The organism is Dorea formicigenerans, assembly GCF_025150245.1.
GTDB classification, from domain to species: Bacteria; Bacillota; Clostridia; order Lachnospirales; family Lachnospiraceae; genus Dorea; species Dorea formicigenerans.
The window spans coordinates 2,433,157-2,452,497 of record NZ_CP102279.1 but is presented as its reverse complement, the minus strand read 5'-3'; the positions used below and the strand labels follow the sequence as shown (position 1 = coordinate 2,452,497).

Annotated in this window: 10 protein-coding genes and 3 rRNA genes; 11 read left to right on the top strand and 2 right to left on the bottom strand. The window is 42.4% G+C overall.

Features of this window, described 5'->3' with window-relative positions; all coding sequences use genetic code 11:
• Positions 1-443 precede the first annotated feature (443 nt).
• The 3 genes from NQ560_RS11830 to NQ560_RS11820 all read left to right on the top strand — a co-directional run bounded on the left by NQ560_RS11830 (position 444) and on the right by NQ560_RS11820 (position 5,491).
• Positions 444-1,974, top strand: a 16S ribosomal RNA gene (locus NQ560_RS11830).
• Between the two features lie 231 nt (positions 1,975-2,205).
• Positions 2,206-2,323: ribosomal RNA gene (gene rrf / locus NQ560_RS11825) — 5S ribosomal RNA — on the top strand.
• A gap of 279 nt (positions 2,324-2,602) precedes the next feature.
• Positions 2,603-5,491 (top strand): 23S ribosomal RNA (locus NQ560_RS11820).
• Together the 16S, 23S and 5S rRNA genes form the textbook arrangement of a ribosomal RNA operon.
• 283 nt (positions 5,492-5,774) lie before the next feature.
• On the opposite strand, the gene NQ560_RS11815 is transcribed toward NQ560_RS11820, so the two are convergent.
• The gene (locus NQ560_RS11815; RefSeq protein ID WP_005334640.1) at positions 5,775-6,686 is read right to left on the bottom strand and encodes a LysR family transcriptional regulator; all 912 of its coding nucleotides are present in this window, start codon (positions 6,684-6,686) and stop codon (positions 5,775-5,777) included.
• 182 nt (positions 6,687-6,868) lie between these two features.
• Here NQ560_RS11815 and NQ560_RS11810 point away from each other — a divergent pair, with 182 nt between their 5' ends.
• The 7 genes from NQ560_RS11810 to NQ560_RS11780 all read left to right on the top strand — a co-directional run bounded on the left by NQ560_RS11810 (position 6,869) and on the right by NQ560_RS11780 (position 16,815).
• The gene (locus NQ560_RS11810; RefSeq protein ID WP_005334638.1) at positions 6,869-8,641 is read left to right on the top strand and encodes an ABC transporter ATP-binding protein; all 1,773 of its coding nucleotides are present in this window, start codon (positions 6,869-6,871) and stop codon (positions 8,639-8,641) included.
• Between the two features lie 3 nt (positions 8,642-8,644).
• The gene (locus NQ560_RS11805; protein ID WP_005334636.1) at positions 8,645-10,354 is read left to right on the top strand and encodes an ABC transporter ATP-binding protein; all 1,710 of its coding nucleotides are present in this window, start codon (positions 8,645-8,647) and stop codon (positions 10,352-10,354) included.
• 235 nt (positions 10,355-10,589) lie between these two features.
• A complete protein-coding gene (locus NQ560_RS11800) occupies positions 10,590-12,521 on the top strand; it encodes a DUF5107 domain-containing protein (protein WP_005334634.1) in 1,932 nt (643 codons plus the stop codon).
• Between the two features lie 31 nt (positions 12,522-12,552).
• Positions 12,553-13,278, top strand: a complete 726-nt coding sequence (nagB, locus tag NQ560_RS11795) for a glucosamine-6-phosphate deaminase (RefSeq protein ID WP_005334633.1) — start codon at positions 12,553-12,555, stop codon at positions 13,276-13,278.
• 283 nt (positions 13,279-13,561) lie between these two features.
• Complete coding sequence (locus NQ560_RS11790) at positions 13,562-14,854, top strand: ABC transporter substrate-binding protein (protein WP_005334631.1); 1,293 nt, start codon at positions 13,562-13,564, stop codon at positions 14,852-14,854.
• Positions 14,855-15,007: 153 nt separating this feature from the next.
• Positions 15,008-15,913, top strand: coding sequence for a carbohydrate ABC transporter permease (locus NQ560_RS11785; RefSeq protein WP_040015691.1), 906 nt, complete (start codon positions 15,008-15,010; stop codon positions 15,911-15,913).
• A 17-nt stretch (positions 15,914-15,930) separates the two neighbouring features.
• Complete coding sequence (locus NQ560_RS11780; protein WP_005334627.1) at positions 15,931-16,815, top strand: carbohydrate ABC transporter permease; 885 nt, start codon at positions 15,931-15,933, stop codon at positions 16,813-16,815.
• 121 nt (positions 16,816-16,936) lie between these two features.
• Here the strand turns inward: NQ560_RS11780 and NQ560_RS11775 are convergent, their stop codons facing one another.
• Positions 16,937-17,866 (bottom strand): helix-turn-helix domain-containing protein, encoded by a 930-nt coding sequence (locus NQ560_RS11775; RefSeq protein ID WP_005334625.1) that lies wholly within the window; start codon positions 17,864-17,866, stop codon positions 16,937-16,939.
• A gap of 215 nt (positions 17,867-18,081) precedes the next feature.
• Here NQ560_RS11775 and NQ560_RS11770 point away from each other — a divergent pair, with 215 nt between their 5' ends.
• The gene (locus tag NQ560_RS11770; RefSeq protein ID WP_005334623.1) at positions 18,082-19,194 is read left to right on the top strand and encodes a phosphotransferase enzyme family protein; all 1,113 of its coding nucleotides are present in this window, start codon (positions 18,082-18,084) and stop codon (positions 19,192-19,194) included.
• Positions 19,195-19,341: the final 147 nt, after the last annotated feature.

Genomic DNA, 19,341 nt, shown 5'->3' with positions numbered 1-19,341 from the left:
ACCTCGCAGCAAGAATGCCGAGGCATTCTTGAAACTGTAGTTATGATAGAAAGTAAAAAACTGAATTGTGTGAATTGCGCGAATAAAATAAAAAATAAAAATAATATTGACAATTAGAAAAGGACATGGTATATTAATTAAGCTGTTTCGAACGACAGAGATGATCGAAGCGGACAGCGAAAAAGAAAAATAAAAAAGTTGTTGACAAGCGATTGCAAATGTGATAATATAAATAAGCTGTCGCTGAGACGACAACAAAGAAAAAGAACCTTGATAATTAAATAATAGACAACAACCCTGAAGATTCTTTAAGAGAAAATTCAGAACGGACATTGAATGACAATGTCAACCTTAAAACAGTAAAAGGGATAAGAAAGCTAGTAGTTTTCTTGACCTGGAACGAACTTTGATTTTAAATCCGAGTCAAATCGGAATTAAGATTTTTAAACGAGAGTTTGATCCTGGCTCAGGATGAACGCTGGCGGCGTGCTTAACACATGCAAGTCGAGCGAAGCACTTAAGTTTGATTCTTCGGATGAAGACTTTTGTGACTGAGCGGCGGACGGGTGAGTAACGCGTGGGTAACCTGCCTCATACAGGGGGATAACAGTTAGAAATGGCTGCTAATACCGCATAAGACCACAGTACTGCATGGTACAGTGGTAAAAACTCCGGTGGTATGAGATGGACCCGCGTCTGATTAGGTAGTTGGTGAGGTAACGGCCCACCAAGCCGACGATCAGTAGCCGACCTGAGAGGGTGACCGGCCACATTGGGACTGAGACACGGCCCAGACTCCTACGGGAGGCAGCAGTGGGGAATATTGCACAATGGGCGAAAGCCTGATGCAGCGACGCCGCGTGAAGGATGAAGTATTTCGGTATGTAAACTTCTATCAGCAGGGAAGAAAATGACGGTACCTGACTAAGAAGCCCCGGCTAACTACGTGCCAGCAGCCGCGGTAATACGTAGGGGGCAAGCGTTATCCGGATTTACTGGGTGTAAAGGGAGCGTAGACGGCTGTGCAAGTCTGAAGTGAAAGGCATGGGCTCAACCTGTGGACTGCTTTGGAAACTGTGCAGCTAGAGTGTCGGAGAGGTAAGTGGAATTCCTAGTGTAGCGGTGAAATGCGTAGATATTAGGAGGAACACCAGTGGCGAAGGCGGCTTACTGGACGATGACTGACGTTGAGGCTCGAAAGCGTGGGGAGCAAACAGGATTAGATACCCTGGTAGTCCACGCCGTAAACGATGACTGCTAGGTGTCGGGTAGCAAAGCTATTCGGTGCCGCAGCTAACGCAATAAGCAGTCCACCTGGGGAGTACGTTCGCAAGAATGAAACTCAAAGGAATTGACGGGGACCCGCACAAGCGGTGGAGCATGTGGTTTAATTCGAAGCAACGCGAAGAACCTTACCTGATCTTGACATCCCGATGACCGCTTCGTAATGGAAGCTTTTCTTCGGAACATCGGTGACAGGTGGTGCATGGTTGTCGTCAGCTCGTGTCGTGAGATGTTGGGTTAAGTCCCGCAACGAGCGCAACCCTTATCTTCAGTAGCCAGCATTAAGGATGGGCACTCTGGAGAGACTGCCAGGGATAACCTGGAGGAAGGTGGGGATGACGTCAAATCATCATGCCCCTTATGACCAGGGCTACACACGTGCTACAATGGCGTAAACAAAGGGAAGCAGAGCCGCGAGGCCGAGCAAATCTCAAAAATAACGTCTCAGTTCGGATTGTAGTCTGCAACTCGACTACATGAAGCTGGAATCGCTAGTAATCGCAGATCAGAATGCTGCGGTGAATACGTTCCCGGGTCTTGTACACACCGCCCGTCACACCATGGGAGTCAGTAACGCCCGAAGTCAGTGACCCAACCGAAAGGAGGGAGCTGCCGAAGGTGGGACCGATAACTGGGGTGAAGTCGTAACAAGGTAGCCGTATCGGAAGGTGCGGCTGGATCACCTCCTTTCTAAGGAAAAAAAGTAGGGGTTGTTGTCTGTTATTTAGTCATCAAGGACTGAGCGCGGCTCAGGACTGTAAAAATGAGGAAGCAAACTTGTTTGCTGAATCATTTGAAACAGGAATGAGACATGTGAAGGCTTGAATCTACCGAAAAGAAGCGGAGCGAATTTGAGGTAGGGCAAGACGCGCGAAGGACGAGATGAAGATTATTGGTTCTGTAAAAAGGCCAAATAGTATTTCCGGTGGCGATGCGCTTAGGGGTAACACCCGTTCCCATCCCGAACACGATGGTTAAGACCTAAGCGGCCGATGGTACTTTACTGGAGACGGTACGGGAGAGTAGGTGGCTGCCGGATTGAAAAATAAACTGGTTTTACCAGTGATCAGAGGGCTGAAGAGATTCAACTTCCTGATGGCTGATAAAACAGTCAAACATGTACCTTGAAAATTGCATATGAGAAATATAGATAAGATATTAAATATCTAATCAAGACATCCGAGGTAATTGTTATAAACAGAGTAATAATTACTACACAATTCGAAGAAAACGAATCCAAAAAATTGACCTAGAAGCCAACGCATGCAACGCTATGCATGTGTAAGCAATCATTCATTCCCGTGGATGAGAGCAAGTTGGTTATGCTAATAAGAGCGTATGGTGGATGCCTTGGCACTAAGAGCCGATGAAAGACGTGATAAGCTGCGAAAAGCTTCGGGGAGGAGCAAATATCCTATGATCCGGAGATCTCTGAATGGGGAAACCCACCTGAGCAAACCTCAGGTATCCTAACGCCAATACATAACGTTAGGAGGGGAACCCGGTGAACTGAAACATCTAAGTAGCCGGAGGAAGAGAAAACAACATGTGATTCTGGAAGTAGCGGCGAGCGAAACCGGAAGAGCCCAAACCGGAGTGCGTGCACTCCGGGGTTCGGACCGCGGAATTGATCCAAAAGACTTAACAGAACGGCCTGGGAAGGCCGGCCAGAGAGGGTGAAAGCCCCGTAAGTGAAAGGTCGATTGGCATGGCGGTATCCAGAGTAGGTCGAGACACGTGGAACCTTGACTGAATATGCGGGGACCACCCCGTAAGGCTAAATACTCCTTAGTGACCGATAGCGCATAGTACTGTGAAGGAAAGGTGAAAAGGACCCCGGGAGGGGAGTGAAAAAGAACCTGAAACCATATGTTTATAAGCTGTGGAACCACTTTAAATGTGGAACCGCGTACTTTTTGTAGAACGGTCCGGCGAGTTACGCTGGCTGGCGAGGTTAAGTCCTTAAGGGATGGAGCCGAAGGGAAACCAAGTCTGAATAGGGCGAAGAGTCAGTCGGAGTAGACCCGAAACCGGGTGACCTATCCATGTCCAGGATGAAGTTGCCGTAAAAGGCAATGGAGGTCCGAACCCACATCCGTTGAAAAGGGTGGGGATGAGGTGTGGATAGGGGAGAAATTCCAATCGAACCCGGAGATAGCTGGTTCTCCTCGAAATAGCTTTAGGGCTAGCCTCATACAAGTCTTGCGGAGGTAGAGCACTGAATTTCCTAGGGGGCGTCAAAGCTTACCGAAGAATATCAAACTCCGAATGCCGCGTAGATGGTGTATGGGAGTCAGACTGCACGAGATAAGTTGGGTAGTCAAAAGGGAAAGAGCCCAGACCTGCAGCTAAGGTCCCAAAATGTGTGTTAAGTGGAAAAGGATGTGGGATTTCGAAGACAACTAGGATGTTGGCTCAGAAGCAGCCATACATTCAAAGAGTGCGTAATAGCTCACTAGTCGAGAGGTCCTGCGCCGAAAATGTCCGGGGCTGAAACACACTACCGAAGCTCAGGAATGTACTTGTACATTGGTAGAGGAGCATTGTATACGGGAAGAAGCAGTACCGATAAGGAGCTGTGGACTGTATAGAAGAGAGAATGCCGGAATGAGTAGCGAGAGGAAGGTGAGAATCCTTCCGGCCGAATATCTAAGGTTTCCAGAGTAAAGCTGATCTGCTCTGGGTAAGTCGGGGCCTAAGGCCAGGTCGAAAGACGTAACCGATGGACAACAGGTTGAAATTCCTGTACCGCGATATAACAGAACTGTGGGGACACGTGTGGAGAGCACAAGCCGGGAATGGAAAGCCCGGCGCAAGCAAGGTAGGAGTCGTACTGGCAAATCCGTACGGCAATCCGAAGATGTGATGCGTACCGAATTAAGAGTAGGGAAGAGTGTGAGCCATGCGTCAAGAAAAGCCGCTATTGTTTGTATCGCGCCCGTACCGTAAACCGACACAGGTGGATGAGGAGAGAATCCTAAGGCCGACGGGAGAAGCATTGTTAAGGAACTCGGCAAAATGACTCCGTAACTTCGGGAGAAGGAGTGCCACTGAGAGGTGGCCGCAGAGAATTGGCCCAAGCAACTGTTTAGCAAAAACACAGGTCTATGCAAAACCGAAAGGTGAAGTATATGGGCTGACGCCTGCCCGGTGCTGGAAGGTTAAGGGGAGAGGTTAGCGCAAGCGAAGCTTTGAACTTAAGCCCCAGTAAACGGCGGCCGTAACTATAACGGTCCTAAGGTAGCGAAATTCCTTGTCGGGTAAGTTCCGACCCGCACGAAAGGCGTAATGATTTGGGCACTGTCTCAACAATGCACCCGGTGAAATTGAAATACCAGTGAAGATGCTGGTTACCTGCGCCAGGACGGAAAGACCCCATGGAGCTTTACTCCAGCTTGATACTGGGATTCGGTATTGCATGTACAGGATAGGTGGGAGGCTTTGAAGCGGTAACGCCAGTTGCCGTGGAGCTGTTGTTGGGATACCACCCTTGCAGTACTGGGTTTCTAACCAGCGGCCTTAAACAGGTCGGGGGACAATGTCAGGTGGGGAGTTTGACTGGGGCGGTCGCCTCCGAAAGGGTATCGGAGGCGCTCAAAGGTTCCCTCAGAATGGTCGGAAACCATTCGAAGAGTGCAAAGGCAGAAGGGAGCTTGACTGCGACACCGACGGGTGGAGCAGGTACGAAAGTAGGACTTAGTGATCCGGTGGTATAAAGTGGGATTGCCATCGCTCAACGGATAAAAGCTACCCTGGGGATAACAGGCTTATCACTCCCAAGAGTTCACATCGACGGAGTGGTTTGGCACCTCGATGTCGGCTCATCGCATCCTGGGGCTGAAGTAGGTCCCAAGGGTTGGGCTGTTCGCCCATTAAAGCGGTACGCGAGCTGGGTTCAGAACGTCGTGAGACAGTTCGGTCCCTATCCGGCGTGGGCGTAGGATATTTGAGAGGAGCTGTCCTTAGTACGAGAGGACCGGGATGGACTGGCCGCTGGTTGATCTGTTGTTCCGCCAGGAGCATAGCAGAGTAGCCAAGCCGGGACGGGATAAACGCTGAAGGCATCTAAGCGTGAAGCCCCCCTCAAGATGAGATATCCCAACGAAAGTTGTAAGACCCCTTGAAGACGACGAGGTAGATAGGACAGAGGTGGAAGTGTGGTAACACATGGAGCTGACTGTTACTAATAGGTCGAGGGCATAACCAAGTAAGGTGGATAGGTAAAGATGTTAAAAAGTTTCTTATATGCAGTTTTGAAGGTATATATTTATAATAAGAAGTGATTGGTATGAACCAGTCACTTTTTTTGTGTATATAGAAAATTGCATTTCTTATTACACAAAATCCTCCGGCAGGGCGCATATTGTCCGGTGGACAATGGTTTTGCGCCGACCGAAACGGAGTGTAGACTTGCAGAGGTGCGCAGTAGAAGTATGTCATGCAATTGCATAACGCGCACCTCGCAGCAAGAATGCCGAGGCATTCTTGAATTATTTTTTTTGGCATACATCTAAAAATTCTTGTACGATAGGAGAAAGTTTCTTTTCTTTTTTCCAGATTAATACAATTTGTGTTATAAGAGTAGGTTCATCAATTTCATAAATTCGAAGTCCTGTACACAATGACTGCATTGATTTGGGGAAAATGGCAGTTGCGAGTCCATCTTTAGCCCAGAGTAAAGCGCTTTTTGCGTCATCACAGAGACAGAATATTTCAGGATCAAGATTTTTTGCATGAAATGTGTCAAGAATTAATCGTTCATATCTGCGATAAAGAATCAATGGATGTTTTGACAGGTCGTTTAGCTGTATTATTTTTGAAGAAAGCATTTTGCTATTTGAATTTGTAGCAGTATTATTTGTGACAGGGACAGCATTAGAAGATTGGAGATTTGCTGAAAAGTTTGACACAGCAATCATTGGCTCAGAACATAAAGTAAAAGAGTTTACTTTGTTTAACTGAAGCGGGGTACGTGCAACGGAGATATCGATAATTCCATCCATAAGATAACTATATAATGTATAAGTACTTCCGTCCCTTACTTCAAAGTTTACGTCAGGATATTTTTTGGCAAATGTAGAGATAAATGGCATCATTACAGCAGTTGTTGTTGAGGTCATTCCGATACGAAGAACTCGCTTTTTTCCGGCTTTTGTAACTTCAAGCTTTGCAGAATCTGCATAATCAAGCAAATTTCCGGCGCGCTCGTATAAGACTTCGCCGGCATTTGTCAGAATAACTCCTTTGCTTGTCCGCTCAAAAAGTTGTACGCCCAGTTCTTCTTCTAATTGGTGTATCTGATAGCTGAGAGGAGGCTGTGACATATTTAAATGTCTGGCTGCTTCATTAAAGCTATGTGTATCTGCAATTTGTCTAAAGTATTCTAATTGTCTAAGTTCCATAATCCATCTCCATTTCTTGAAAGCTTCCAAAACGTATGTAACACTATATTATAATGAAGGTATTACAAATACAATATAAAAAATATATTACAAAGCAATAAAAGGAATATTATGCATATTACTGAATGTGCGTTATAATAGGCATAGATTCGTGAAACAGGAAGAGAGAGGAAAATAGAGACATGAAAAGTTTGGCAGTTTATCTCAAAGAGTACAAAAAAGAAAGTATTCTGGCACCGCTTTTTAAGCTTCTGGAGGTTGTTTTTGACCTTTTAGTTCCGGTAGTTGTGGCACAGATTATTGATGTCGGTGTCGCACAGGATAACCGAAGTTATGTGGTTCAGATGTTTTTTGTATTGATCTTAATGGCAGGGGTCGGACTTGCCTGCAGTTTTACTGCTCAGTTTTTTGCGGCGAAGGCAAGCTGTGGATTTGCGGCAAAATTAAGACAGGCAATGTTTGATCATATTCAGTCATTGTCATTTACAGAATTAGATACCATGGGAACTGATACTTTGATCACACGTTTGACAGATGATGTGAATCAGGTTCAGAATGGATTGAATCTGGGTCTGAGACTTCTGCTTCGAAGTCCATTTGTCGTACTTGGCTCCATGGTCATGGCATTTACAATCAATGTAAAATGTGCATGGATATTTGTGATTGCGATTCCGGTATTGTTCGTTGTTGTATTTTCCATTATGCTGGTCAGCATTCCATTATTTAAGAAAGTGCAAAATGGACTGGACCAGGTGACAGGACTGACAAGAGAAAATTTAACAGGTGTCCGTGTGATCCGTGCATTTTGCAGGGAAGAGCAATCTGTAGAAGAATTTGAAGACAGCAGCCGGGAACTGACGAGATTGAACCTTTTTGTCGGAAGGATTTCAGCACTTTTAAATCCAGTGACTTATGTGCTGATTAATATTGCAACAGTCATTTTGATTGACCGCGCTGGTATTCAGGTTAATATGGGAAATATGCAACAAGGTGAAGTGGTTGCTCTTTACAACTATATGCTTCAGATAATTGTTGAATTGATCAAATTAGCATCACTGATCATTACATTGAACAAATCAATGGCGTGCGCAGACCGTGTGGCAGGAATTTTGGCAGTGAAGTCCAGTATGACATATGTAAACGATGAGATGCGTCAGAAAGAGAAAAAGCAGAATCATACACCTGCAGTTAAATTTGATCATGTCACATTTACTTATGCGGGCGCGGGAGCACCGAGTCTTAAGGATATCAGTTTCCAGGCGATGCCGGGAGAAACGATTGGTATTATCGGAGGAACCGGAAGTGGTAAATCAACACTGGTATCTTTGATCCCAAGATTCTACGATCCGCAGGACGGACAGGTCTATATGGACGGAGAAAATGTTACAGAATACACAAGAAAATCTATCGGTGAGAAAGTCGGAATTGTTCAGCAGAGAAGTGTACTGTTCCAGGGAAGTATCCGTGACAATCTGAAATGGGGTGACGAGAACGCCACAGATGAGGACATCTGGAAAGCAATTGAAATTGCCCAGGCAAAAGAAGTGGTAGAAGGAAAGATGGGAAAGCTGGATTTCCAGTTGGAGCAGAATGGACGTAATCTGTCTGGTGGACAGAAACAGAGGCTTACCATTGCAAGAGCCTTAGTTAAGAAACCGGAGATATTAATTTTAGATGATAGTGCGAGTGCTCTTGATTTTGCAACAGATGCAGCGCTTCGAAAAGCAATCCATGGTCTGGAAGGCAAGATGACAACATTTCTTGTATCTCAGCGTGTAGCTGGAATTAAGCAGGCAGATAAAATACTTGTTCTTGGAAATGGAGAATTGGCTGGACAGGGAACGCATGAAGAATTGATGAAAAATTGTGAAGTTTACCAGGAAATTTATTATTCACAATTCCCGGAAGAAAAATTAAGAGAAAAAATAAATTATGACGAGAAAGGAGAGGCATAGAAGATGAAGAAGATTTTAAAATTCATTGGAAAATATAAAATATTTCTTGTGCTGAGCGTGTTGCTTGCAACCGTTTCAGTAATATTACAATTATATGTGCCGATCCTGTTCGGAGATGCCATTGATCAGATTGTTGCAGAGCATCAGGTTCAATTTGATGCCATGTGGATATTATTAAGAGAAATTCTTGTATTAGTGGCAATATCAGCGCTGGCAACATGGATCATGAACATGATCAATAATCATATGACTTATCATATTGTACAGGATATCCGTTCCCAGGCAATCCGTCATATTCAGCGGTTGCCCCTGTCTTATTTGGACCGTCACAGTTCCGGAGATATTGTAAGCCGGATCATCGCAGATACAGATATTTTGTCTGATGGAATCTTACTTGGATTTACCCAGTTGTTTTCCGGAATTGTAACGATTGTTGTAACTTTGATTTTTATGTTTTCCAAGAATTTCTGGATCACACTTCTGGTCATTGTGCTGACACCAATGAGTTTCTTAATTGCCAGATTTATTTCTTCCAGATCATTTGAAATGTTTCATAAGCAAAGTGAGACTCGAGGAAATCAGACGGCACTCATTGATGAAATGATTGGAAACCAAAAAGTAGTCAAAGCATTCGGATATGAAGAAAAAGCGTCAGAGCGATTTGCACAGATCAATGCAGATTTACAAAAATACAGTCAGAAAGCAGTCTTCTACAGCAGTCTGACAAACCCGTCTACGCGTTTCGTAAATAATGTCATCTATGCAGGTGTTGCTCTTGTAGGAGCATTTATGATACCAGGCGGAGCTCTGACAGTTGGAGGTCTGTCCGTGTTGTTATCTTATGCGAACCAGTATATGAAACCGTTCAATGACATTAGTTCTGTCATTACAGAGATGCAAAATGCGCTGGCGTGTGCGAACCGTATTTTTGATCTTCTGGAGGAAGAAGAAGAATCCCCAGACGTGGAAGGAACAATCAACGAAGTGAAAGGAAATGTGTCCATCAGCCATGTAGACTTCAGTTATGATAAGAATCACCGCCTGATTGAAGATTTTAATCTGGAAGTAGATCCCGGCATGCGGATTGCCATTGTAGGACCGACTGGCTGTGGAAAAACGACATTCATCAATCTGCTGATGCGCTTTTATGATGTGGATCAAGGAAATATTAAAATTGACGGCAAGTCAATTGACGGACTCAGCCGCCATGCACTTCGCAGTTCCTATGGAATGGTGCTACAGGAGACTTGGATCAAAGATGGAACAGTCCGGGAAAATATCGCATTTGGAAAACCAGATGCCACAGATGAAGACATTATCCGTGCAGCAAAAGAAGCACATAGTTGGGAATTTATCGAGCGTCTTCCAAAAGGATTGGATACAGTGCTTCATGAAGACAGTATCAGCCAGGGACAGAAGCAACTTTTATGTATTACAAGAGTTATGCTTTGTCTGCCGCCAATGCTGATACTTGATGAGGCCACATCAAGTATTGATACAAGAACAGAGCAGCAGATTCAGGAAGCATTTGACAAATTAATGAAGGGACGTACAAGCTTTATCGTAGCACACCGGCTTTCTACAATCCGGAATGCATCCCTTATTCTCGTTATGAAAGACGGAAAAATCATCGAGCAGGGAACACACGAAGAACTGCTGGCACAAGGAGGATTTTATAATAAGTTGTATAACAGTCAGTTCCAGGCTGTGTAATAACATTTGTTGTTATAATATAGTGAATTATATTTGTGTATGTTGACGCAGATATGGCAAAAAAAGGTGTAGATTGTGTAAAGATTATACAATCGTTCTATGCCATGATGGAAGATATGATAGAGAAAATTTTATTATATCAATAGAAAAAAGTGAAAGAGATGCTAAAGACATCTTGAAAGTGCATGTTAGAAGGCCTGTTGATGGATAAAATTATAAGAGCGGGAGGTATATTATGACAAGGCTAGTATTTGAGACGAAGCGTATGAAAGTTGCAGAACTGGGGGAGGAGTCTTCGGTACCGGATCTTTTTGGGGAACTGACAACTCAGAATTCGCTTGTGTTTGATCTGGACGAGGATGATGAGATTTATGAAGGATATGGCAAAGTAAATAGTGCGTTTCCATATCGTCAGCTTAATGGATATACAAGAGAGCTGCATGAGAAAGATGTAAAGACGGCGGTTCTGGAAAACGAGTATTTGAAGGCAGTATTTCTTACGGAATATGGTGGAAGATTGTGGGAGCTGTGGGATAAGAAAACAGGAAAGAATCTTCTTTACACGAATGATGTGCTCAGATTTAGCAACCTTGCTATTAGAAATGCATGGTTTTCCGGAGGTGTCGAGTGGAATCTTGGAATTATCGGCCATAATCCATTGACGACGGAGCCGCTTTATGTAGCAAAGACGCAGACAGATGAAGGTGATCCGGTACTTCGTATGTATGAATATGAGCGAATCCGGGGAGTTATCTGGCAGATGGATTTCTGGCTGGAGGAGGCTTGTCCGTATCTGAACTGCAGAATGAGAATTGTTAATGACAGCAATCAGGTTATTCCGATGTACTGGTGGAGTAACATGGCAGTACCGGAGTATGAAGGGGGACGCCTTGTCGTACCGGCAAAGGAAGCATTTACAGCGGTAGGGACGAATGGTTTTAAAGTAGAGATTCCGTTTGTTAATGGAATTGATGTAACAGATTATAAGAAGATTCCGACCAGTATAGATTATTTCTTCCATATTCCGAAAGAAGAACCCAAATATATTGCCAATATTGCGCCAGATGGATATGGACTTTTACAATTTTCAACACCGAGACTACAGGGAAGAAAGTTATTTTCATGGGGAAATATTGATGCTTCCGACCGCTGGCAGGAATTTTTGACGGAAGATGCAGGACGTTATGTGGAGATCCAGGCAGGACTTGGAAAGACACAGTATGGCTGTATTCCGATGGCACCACACACTGCATGGGAATGGATGGAACGCTACGGAGCAGTGGATCTTGGTGCAGGTGCATGTGAACAGTCCCATGAATGGCGTTATGAGAAGGTGACAGAGGAACTGAAGGCAAATCAGGAGATTGAGAAACTTAAGAAACGTCTGGAAGAGACAAAAGGACTTGCAAAGAAGCAGGCAAAGCTAGTCCAGGCAGGAAGCGGATATGGAACATTTGCACCAAAAACAAAAAGAACTGGCCATCTGGAATTTGTGAATCAGTCAGAAACATTAAAGAAGTGGAAACATTTCTTTGAGACAGGCATTCTACATATGCCAAATCCAGAAGATGAGCCGGACGAGTTCTGGAATGGAGAGAAATTCCTGGCATATCTGGAAGAGAAAACAGCCAGAAAAGATGCACCCAATGCTGCGAACTGGTATGCACATTATCAGCTTGGTATCAGCTATCTGATTGCAGGAAGAAATGAAGATGCAAGAGACGAATTTGCAAGATCTGTTGATCTTACATCCAATGCATGGGCATATCATGGACTGGCGTGTCTGTATCTGAAATCGGATCCTGAGAAGGCAAAACAGTTTATTATGGAAGGAATGGCGCTTCAAAGAGAGAGACTATCTTATCAGAAGGAAGGGTTTAAGATTTTGGAAAAATGTGGGGCTTACAAGGAAATTGATGAAGAATATAAAAAACAGACCGCAGAAAATCAGAAGAACGGACGAATTCAATATTATTATGTGGCAGCACTTGAAAAATTAGAAAGAAATGAAGAGGCGTATCATTTGCTGAATGACGGCGATGGAATTGATGTGTCAGATATCCGGGAAGGAGACAGTGATATCCAGGCGATCTGGGAGAGCCTTCATGAAAAATTATATGGGGAAAAAGGGCATTTGCCACACTACTATAATTTTAAAGTGAATTAAAAAAAGTGTCTATAAAAATGGAGGAAATGTTATGAGAGTGTACAGAGCAAAAGATTACAAGGATATGAGCAGAAAAGCAGCCAATATAATTTCTGCGCAGATCATTTTGAAACCAAACAGTGTACTTGGACTGGCAACTGGCTCTACGCCAATAGGAACTTACAGTCAGCTGGTAGACTGGTACAAAAAAGGAGACTTGGATTTTTCAGAGGTGACAAGTGTCAATCTGGACGAATATAAAGGACTGCCGGGAACCAATGAACAGAGCTATTATTACTTTATGCATCAGCATCTGTTCGATCAGGTAAATATTCAGGAGAGACACACACATTTGCCCAATGGAATGGAACCAGACAGTAAAAAAGAATGTGAACGTTATGAGGAACTGATCAGAAGCCTTGGAGGCGTAGATCTTCAGCTTCTTGGAATGGGACATAATGGACATATTGGATTTAATGAGCCAGGACAGGCATTTGAGACAGGGACACACTGTGTGGACCTTCAGGAGAGCACTATCGAGGCAAATAAAAGATTTTTTGCTTCGGCGGCGGATGTTCCAAGACAGGCATATACCATGGGGATAAAGACAATTATGCAGGCAAAGAAGATTCTTGTTGTAGTAAGTGGGGAAGACAAAGCAGAGATTGTAAAGAAAGCATTTTTCGGACCAGTAATTCCAGGTGTGCCGGCATCAATCCTTCAGATGCATAATGATGTTATTTTGGTGGGAGATGAAGCAGCATTATCTCTGATATAAAGAATCAGGGATAAAATAATCAGATGAAAAACTGTAATAGGTCTTAATGATTTGTGTAATGTAGAATAAATAACAAGATTGTGAAAATATTAATTTATACAATGTGTACAAAAAACAGCCCGTTATTTTGCTGAAAATAGCATTTTAGAGCAGATTGTGCAAATTAATGAAACTTTAGGATAAAGATTATTGTGCAAAATTGTGACATAATGAATCCAACGGAAAAAGAGTAATTGCAAAATTACTAAAAACGATTTACCAAAATGGTATAGGAGGAAAAAGAATGAAAAAGAAAGTAATCAGTGCACTTTTATGTGCGGCAATGGTTGCGACCATGTTAGTTGGATGTGGCGGAAATTCCAACGATTCCAAGTCATCTGGAGGAGATGGCAAGAAACTTGTATACTGGGCTATGTGGAGTAAAGATGAGCCACAGGCGAAAGTAATCCAGGATGCGATTGCAAAGTATACAGAAGATACAGGTGTAGAAGTAGACGTTCAGTTCAAGGGACGTTCCGGACAGCGTGAAGGTCTTCAGCCTGCACTCGATGCAAAGCAGACCATCGACCTGTTCGATGAAGATGTAAACCGTGTAAACGGATCTTGGGGAAAATATCTGTTAGATCTCGAGGATGTGGCAAAAGATTACGAGTCAGAGCACGGAAATGAGACATTATTCAAAATTGCACGTGCAGCATATGAGGATGGAACACTCCATTCAATCCCATATCAGCCATCAATCTTCGGATTCTTTTACAATAAGACATTATTTGATAAAGCTGGTATCAAAGAAGTTCCTACAACATGGGATGAGTTAGATGCAGCATGCGCTAAATTAAAAGACGCTGGTATTACACCAATCACAGCAGACGATGCTTATATGACATCATTTATCGGATATCATCTTGCAAGATATATTGGACAGGATGGAGTAAAATCTCTTGTAACCGGAGAAGAAGTAAATGGTCAGAACGTAACATGGGATGATGAGAGAGTTCTTGCAGCAGCTCAGAGCTTTGCAGATTTTGCTAAAAAAGGTTACTTCTCAAAGAACATTGCGACAAATGTATATCCGGCAGGACAGAATCAGGAATTTGCTCCTGGAGATGCAGCAATCGTTATCTGCGGATCATGGCTTCCAAATGAAGCAAAAGCTTCTGTAGCTGAGGATCTTGAGTGGGGATATTTCAACTATCCATCAGTTCCGAACGGAACAGATGACAGTACAGCTAACAACATTGCTAATCAGGTATTTGCAATCAATAAAGATTCCAAGATGGCTGACGAAGCATTTGAGCTGATTACTTATATCACAACAGGTGATTATGACAAAGAGATGACAACAGAAGCTTTTTGTATCCCAACTGACAAAGCAAATTCTGATGCATGGCCAACAGAGCTTGCAGAAGTAAAAGCTGGATTTGATGCAACAACAACATACTATGACTGGGCAGCAGGCGCAGAGAGCAACAATGACCTGACTGGTACATTAAAGACAAGCGCACTTGAGCTCGCAGCTGGTAAATTAGATGCAGCAGGATTCATTTCTGCAATGAAAAAAGCAGCAGGAAAATAAGTCATTTGAGATAATCAAATAAGATGCATATTATAATATGGTGGCGGGGCGGTTATGGCATCGCCGCCATATTTCTTTTAAGAAAACGGTCGCAGGACATCTGAAAAAAGAATGAGGCAGATGGCTGAGATTATGCGAGAAGGAGGAAATGAGATGAAAAATAATAAGAAAATGATCGTAGGCTTCCTGGCGCCGGCAGTTATCATCTTCCTCATTGTTTTTTTATACCCGATCGTCCGGACGATTATGATGAGTTTCTTCAAAATTGATTCCGTTACAGACACAACCGATTTGTGGACATTTGTAGGTATACAGAACTATGAGAAATTATTTGCAACTGCAATTTTTAGAAAGTCTATGCTGAACCTGTTTAAAATCTGGGCAATCGGTGGAGCAATTGTACTTTCTGTTTCTCTGCTGTTTGGAGTTATCCTGACAAGTGGAATCCGCGGTAAGAAATTCTTTCGTGCGGTAATCTATCTTCCGAACCTTGTAAGTGCAGTAGCCCTTGCAACTATGTGGTTACAGTATGTATATAGTTCTAAGTTCGGATTACTAAAATCTATTCTTGATGCGGTCGGTATGCATAAACTGGCAGAGACAGCATGGCTGGATACAGATCACAAATTCGGAGCATTGTTATTTGCATATTGCTTTGGAATGATTGGATATCACATGCTGATCTGGATGAGTGGAATTGAGAGAATCAGTCCGGAGCTATATGAAGCGGCAACCATTGATGGTGCCAACAGGCCACAGCAATTCCAGCATATGACACTTCCTTTATTAAAAGGAGTATTTAAGACGAACATTACGATGTGGTCAGTAAGTACAGCGGCATTCTTTGTGTGGTCTCAGATGTTCTCAACCGTAACAGCAGATGAGGCAACTATTGTCCCGGTACAGTACATGTACATGCAGACATTTGGAGCCGGAAATGCAGTTACAGAAAGAAATGCAGGATATGGAGCAGCAATCGGTATTATCTTGTGCATCTGTATTGTAGTTATTTTTACAATCTGTAATAAACTGATTAAAGAGGATGACTTAGAATTTTAGAAAGGAGGAGACGCAAGATGGCAAAAGAGAAAAAAATAAAAGTGAAAAAGAAAATTGACTGGAAACATGAAATGGCGCTCGCTCCTGGATATATTATAGTATTTTTATGGGTGGCATTTACATTCATGTTACTTGGATGGATCATAGCAGCCAGTCTTTCTACTACAACAGATATCTTTGCAGGAAAAGCATTGAAATTCCCGTCGGGACTACACTTTGAAAATTATGTGCAGGCATGGGGAAGTGGCGGAGTTGCAACATTCTTTACAAACTCCCTCCTTTATGCAGTAGTATCTTGTGTATTGTTGATCCTGATCTGTGCGCCGGCAGCATATGTCCTTGCGAGATATACATTTATCGGGAATAAAATTATCCAGACAAGTTTAGTGTCTGCGATGGGTATTCCAATCACGATGATCGTTCTTCCATTGTTTGGAGTTGTAGCAAATCTGGGAATTCTGAATAATGTTGCAGCAAGTAAGGTAACTTTGATCTTCTTGTATGTAGGAATTAATATTCCATATACAACGATTTTCTTACTTACTTTCTTTGCAAATATTTCCAGCACATATGAAGAGGCAGCAGCTCTTGATGGATGTCCTCCGGCAAAAGCTTTCTGGAAGATTATGTTCCCGATGGCTCAGTCCGGACTGGTAACAGTGACAATATTCAATTTCATTAATATCTGGAATGAGTATTTCCTGTCACTGATTTTTGCAAACAACGATGCATTACGTCCGGTAGCCGTAGGACTTTATGGAATGTTGCAGTCCATGCAGTACACCGGAAACTGGGCTGGAATGTTCGCAGCAGTAATTATTGTATTTGCACCGACATTTGTCCTGTATCTGTTCCTGTCAGAGAAATTGATCGGAGGAATTACCGGAGGAATTAAAGGTTAGAGACATAAAAAGAATATTATATAAAGCAAGGAATCTGTTTTCGAATCCAGCTATCAAAAATTAACTGATGATTCGCACACAGATTCCTTTGCTTTTTAGTAATGTTCTGTTGTATTTTCCACTAATTTTCCTCAAACTTCCCTTCTGACATTGCCTTGATTGAAGATGCATATTCAGACGGTGTCATTCCAGTTTCTTTTTTGAATTGTCTTGAGAAGTAATGAATGGAGGTATATCCAAGATAATCGGAAATCTGGGTAAAGTTCATATGTCTGGATCGGATCAGTTCTTTTGCAGTGTTGATCTTCAGCTTCGAAAAATAGTCGATGATGCCAAGTCCGCATTGATTTTTGAATATCTTCTGCAGTCGTGATCTGCCGACCAGGTTGTCTTTGCAGATCTGTTCAATAGTGACATGAGAACGAATATGTTCTTTCATGTATTCGGTGACCAGACTGTAGACTTCAATGTCATTTTTTGATTTTGTTGATTTGGCTGCAGGCATAGTGTCTTTTGGACGGACAACGCTGGTGTAAGAGGCTGAGTAACGTCTTGCAAGGTGGATTAAAAACTGTTCTATTAGCAGACGGATCATTTGCTGTGAGCCGAAAATGTCAGGTGGCTGTTTAAGCGGCATATTCTGAAGATATGGATCATCCAGCCGGCATTGGAAGGTATGTCTGGCTTCAAAAATAATGCTTGCCAGAAGATTGCGTTCTATGTCATCCATCTTCAAAATTTTTTTGCGAAAATAATATATAGCATTATCATCACATTGAAAGGAGATAACAATCAGATTCGGTGCGATCGTTCCAGTAGCTGTAACATTATGAAATTCATTAGGTTCATGAAAAGCAATTTCACCTTTGTGAAGAATAAACTTCTTATCACCGCCGGTCACTTCAACTTCTCCTTTATCTACACAGATAAATTCCCAAAAATCGTGGCTTTCACCTTCGAATGAAAAATCGCTCATGTATTCAAAATAATGAATACTGTATATTTTACCGATGTTGATTACATTCTCCGGTAAAAATCCATTGTATGCCATGTTAAAGTCTCCTTTGCGCAATTGTATTTTTTGTACAAATGTTATAAATAATTATAACGTATATATTAAAAATTGCAAGAAATAGAAGCAGATAATATAAATTATGAGTGAAATATGATAAAGATTTTTGTACAAATTTATACTACAATAATCAAGTGATAAAAGACGTCAATAATAAGTAGAAGGATTTTTGAATAAAACCGGGAGGAAGTATTATGACACAGGTAGTCAGAACGCAGAAGGCAGAAGCAATTGCACATTTTCAATATGAAGGAAGACTGATCCAGGATGTACCATTTGGAAATGGACACATTAATGATACATATTTGCTGACATTTGAAGTAAAACGCATGGGGATTTTGAAGGTCATTCTTCAAAAAATGAATAAAAATGTATTCAAGAACCCTGTAGAGCTTATGGAGAATATTCTTGGAGTGACTTCCTATCTTCGCGAAAAAATTATAAAAAAAGGAGGGAATCCAGACAGAGAAACGTTGAATGTAATTCCGGCACTGGATGGAAAACCATATTATCAGGATTCGTTTGGAGATTACTGGAGATCCTATATTTTTATTACAGATGCGAGCAGTTATGATCAGGTAGAGAATCCGGATCAGTTCTATCAGGCAGCAATGGCATTTGGAAATTTCCAGAATCTTTTGGCAGACTATCCGGCCGATACATTGTTTGAGACAATTGAAGGATTTCACGACACAAAGGCAAGATTTGAGGTTTTTAAAAGAGCGGTAGAAACAGATATTAAGAGCCGTGCGGCTGGTGTTAAGAAAGAAATTCAGTTTGTGTTGGACCATGAAGATGTAGCATGCTGTTTTTCAAACCTTCAGGCAAAGGGAGAGATTCCGCTTCGTGTTACACACAATGATACAAAGCTTAACAATATTATGATTGACAATAAGACAGGCAAGGCAATCTGCGTGATAGATCTGGATACTGTTATGCCGGGACTTGCTGTGAATGATTTCGGTGACGCCATTCGTTTCGGGGCAAGTACAGGTGCGGAAGATGAAAAAGATCTGTCTAAGGTTGAATGCAGTATGGAGCTTTTTGATCTGTTTACAAAAGGATTCATTGAAGGCTGCAATGGCAAGCTGACAAAACGGGAGATGGAACTTTTGCCGATGGGAGCAAAGGTCATGACATTTGAATGTGGTATGCGTTTCCTGACAGATTATCTGCAGGGAGATACATACTTCAAGATCCATCGCGAGGAACATAATCTGGATCGGTGCAGAACACAGTTCAAGCTGGTCAGCGATATGGAGAAAAAGTGGGGCCAAATGCATGAAATCGTGAAAAAATATATGTAAACCCCTGAATATACAATAAGAGAGAGCCAGAACATAGATTTCCAAAGTGAAATATGCTAATATTTCTTTTAAGTTCAGATTTGACGTATGTGAAGTTACTACTTGTAGAAGTGGGGATTTTCAGACAAATACGAAAACGAAAGAAAA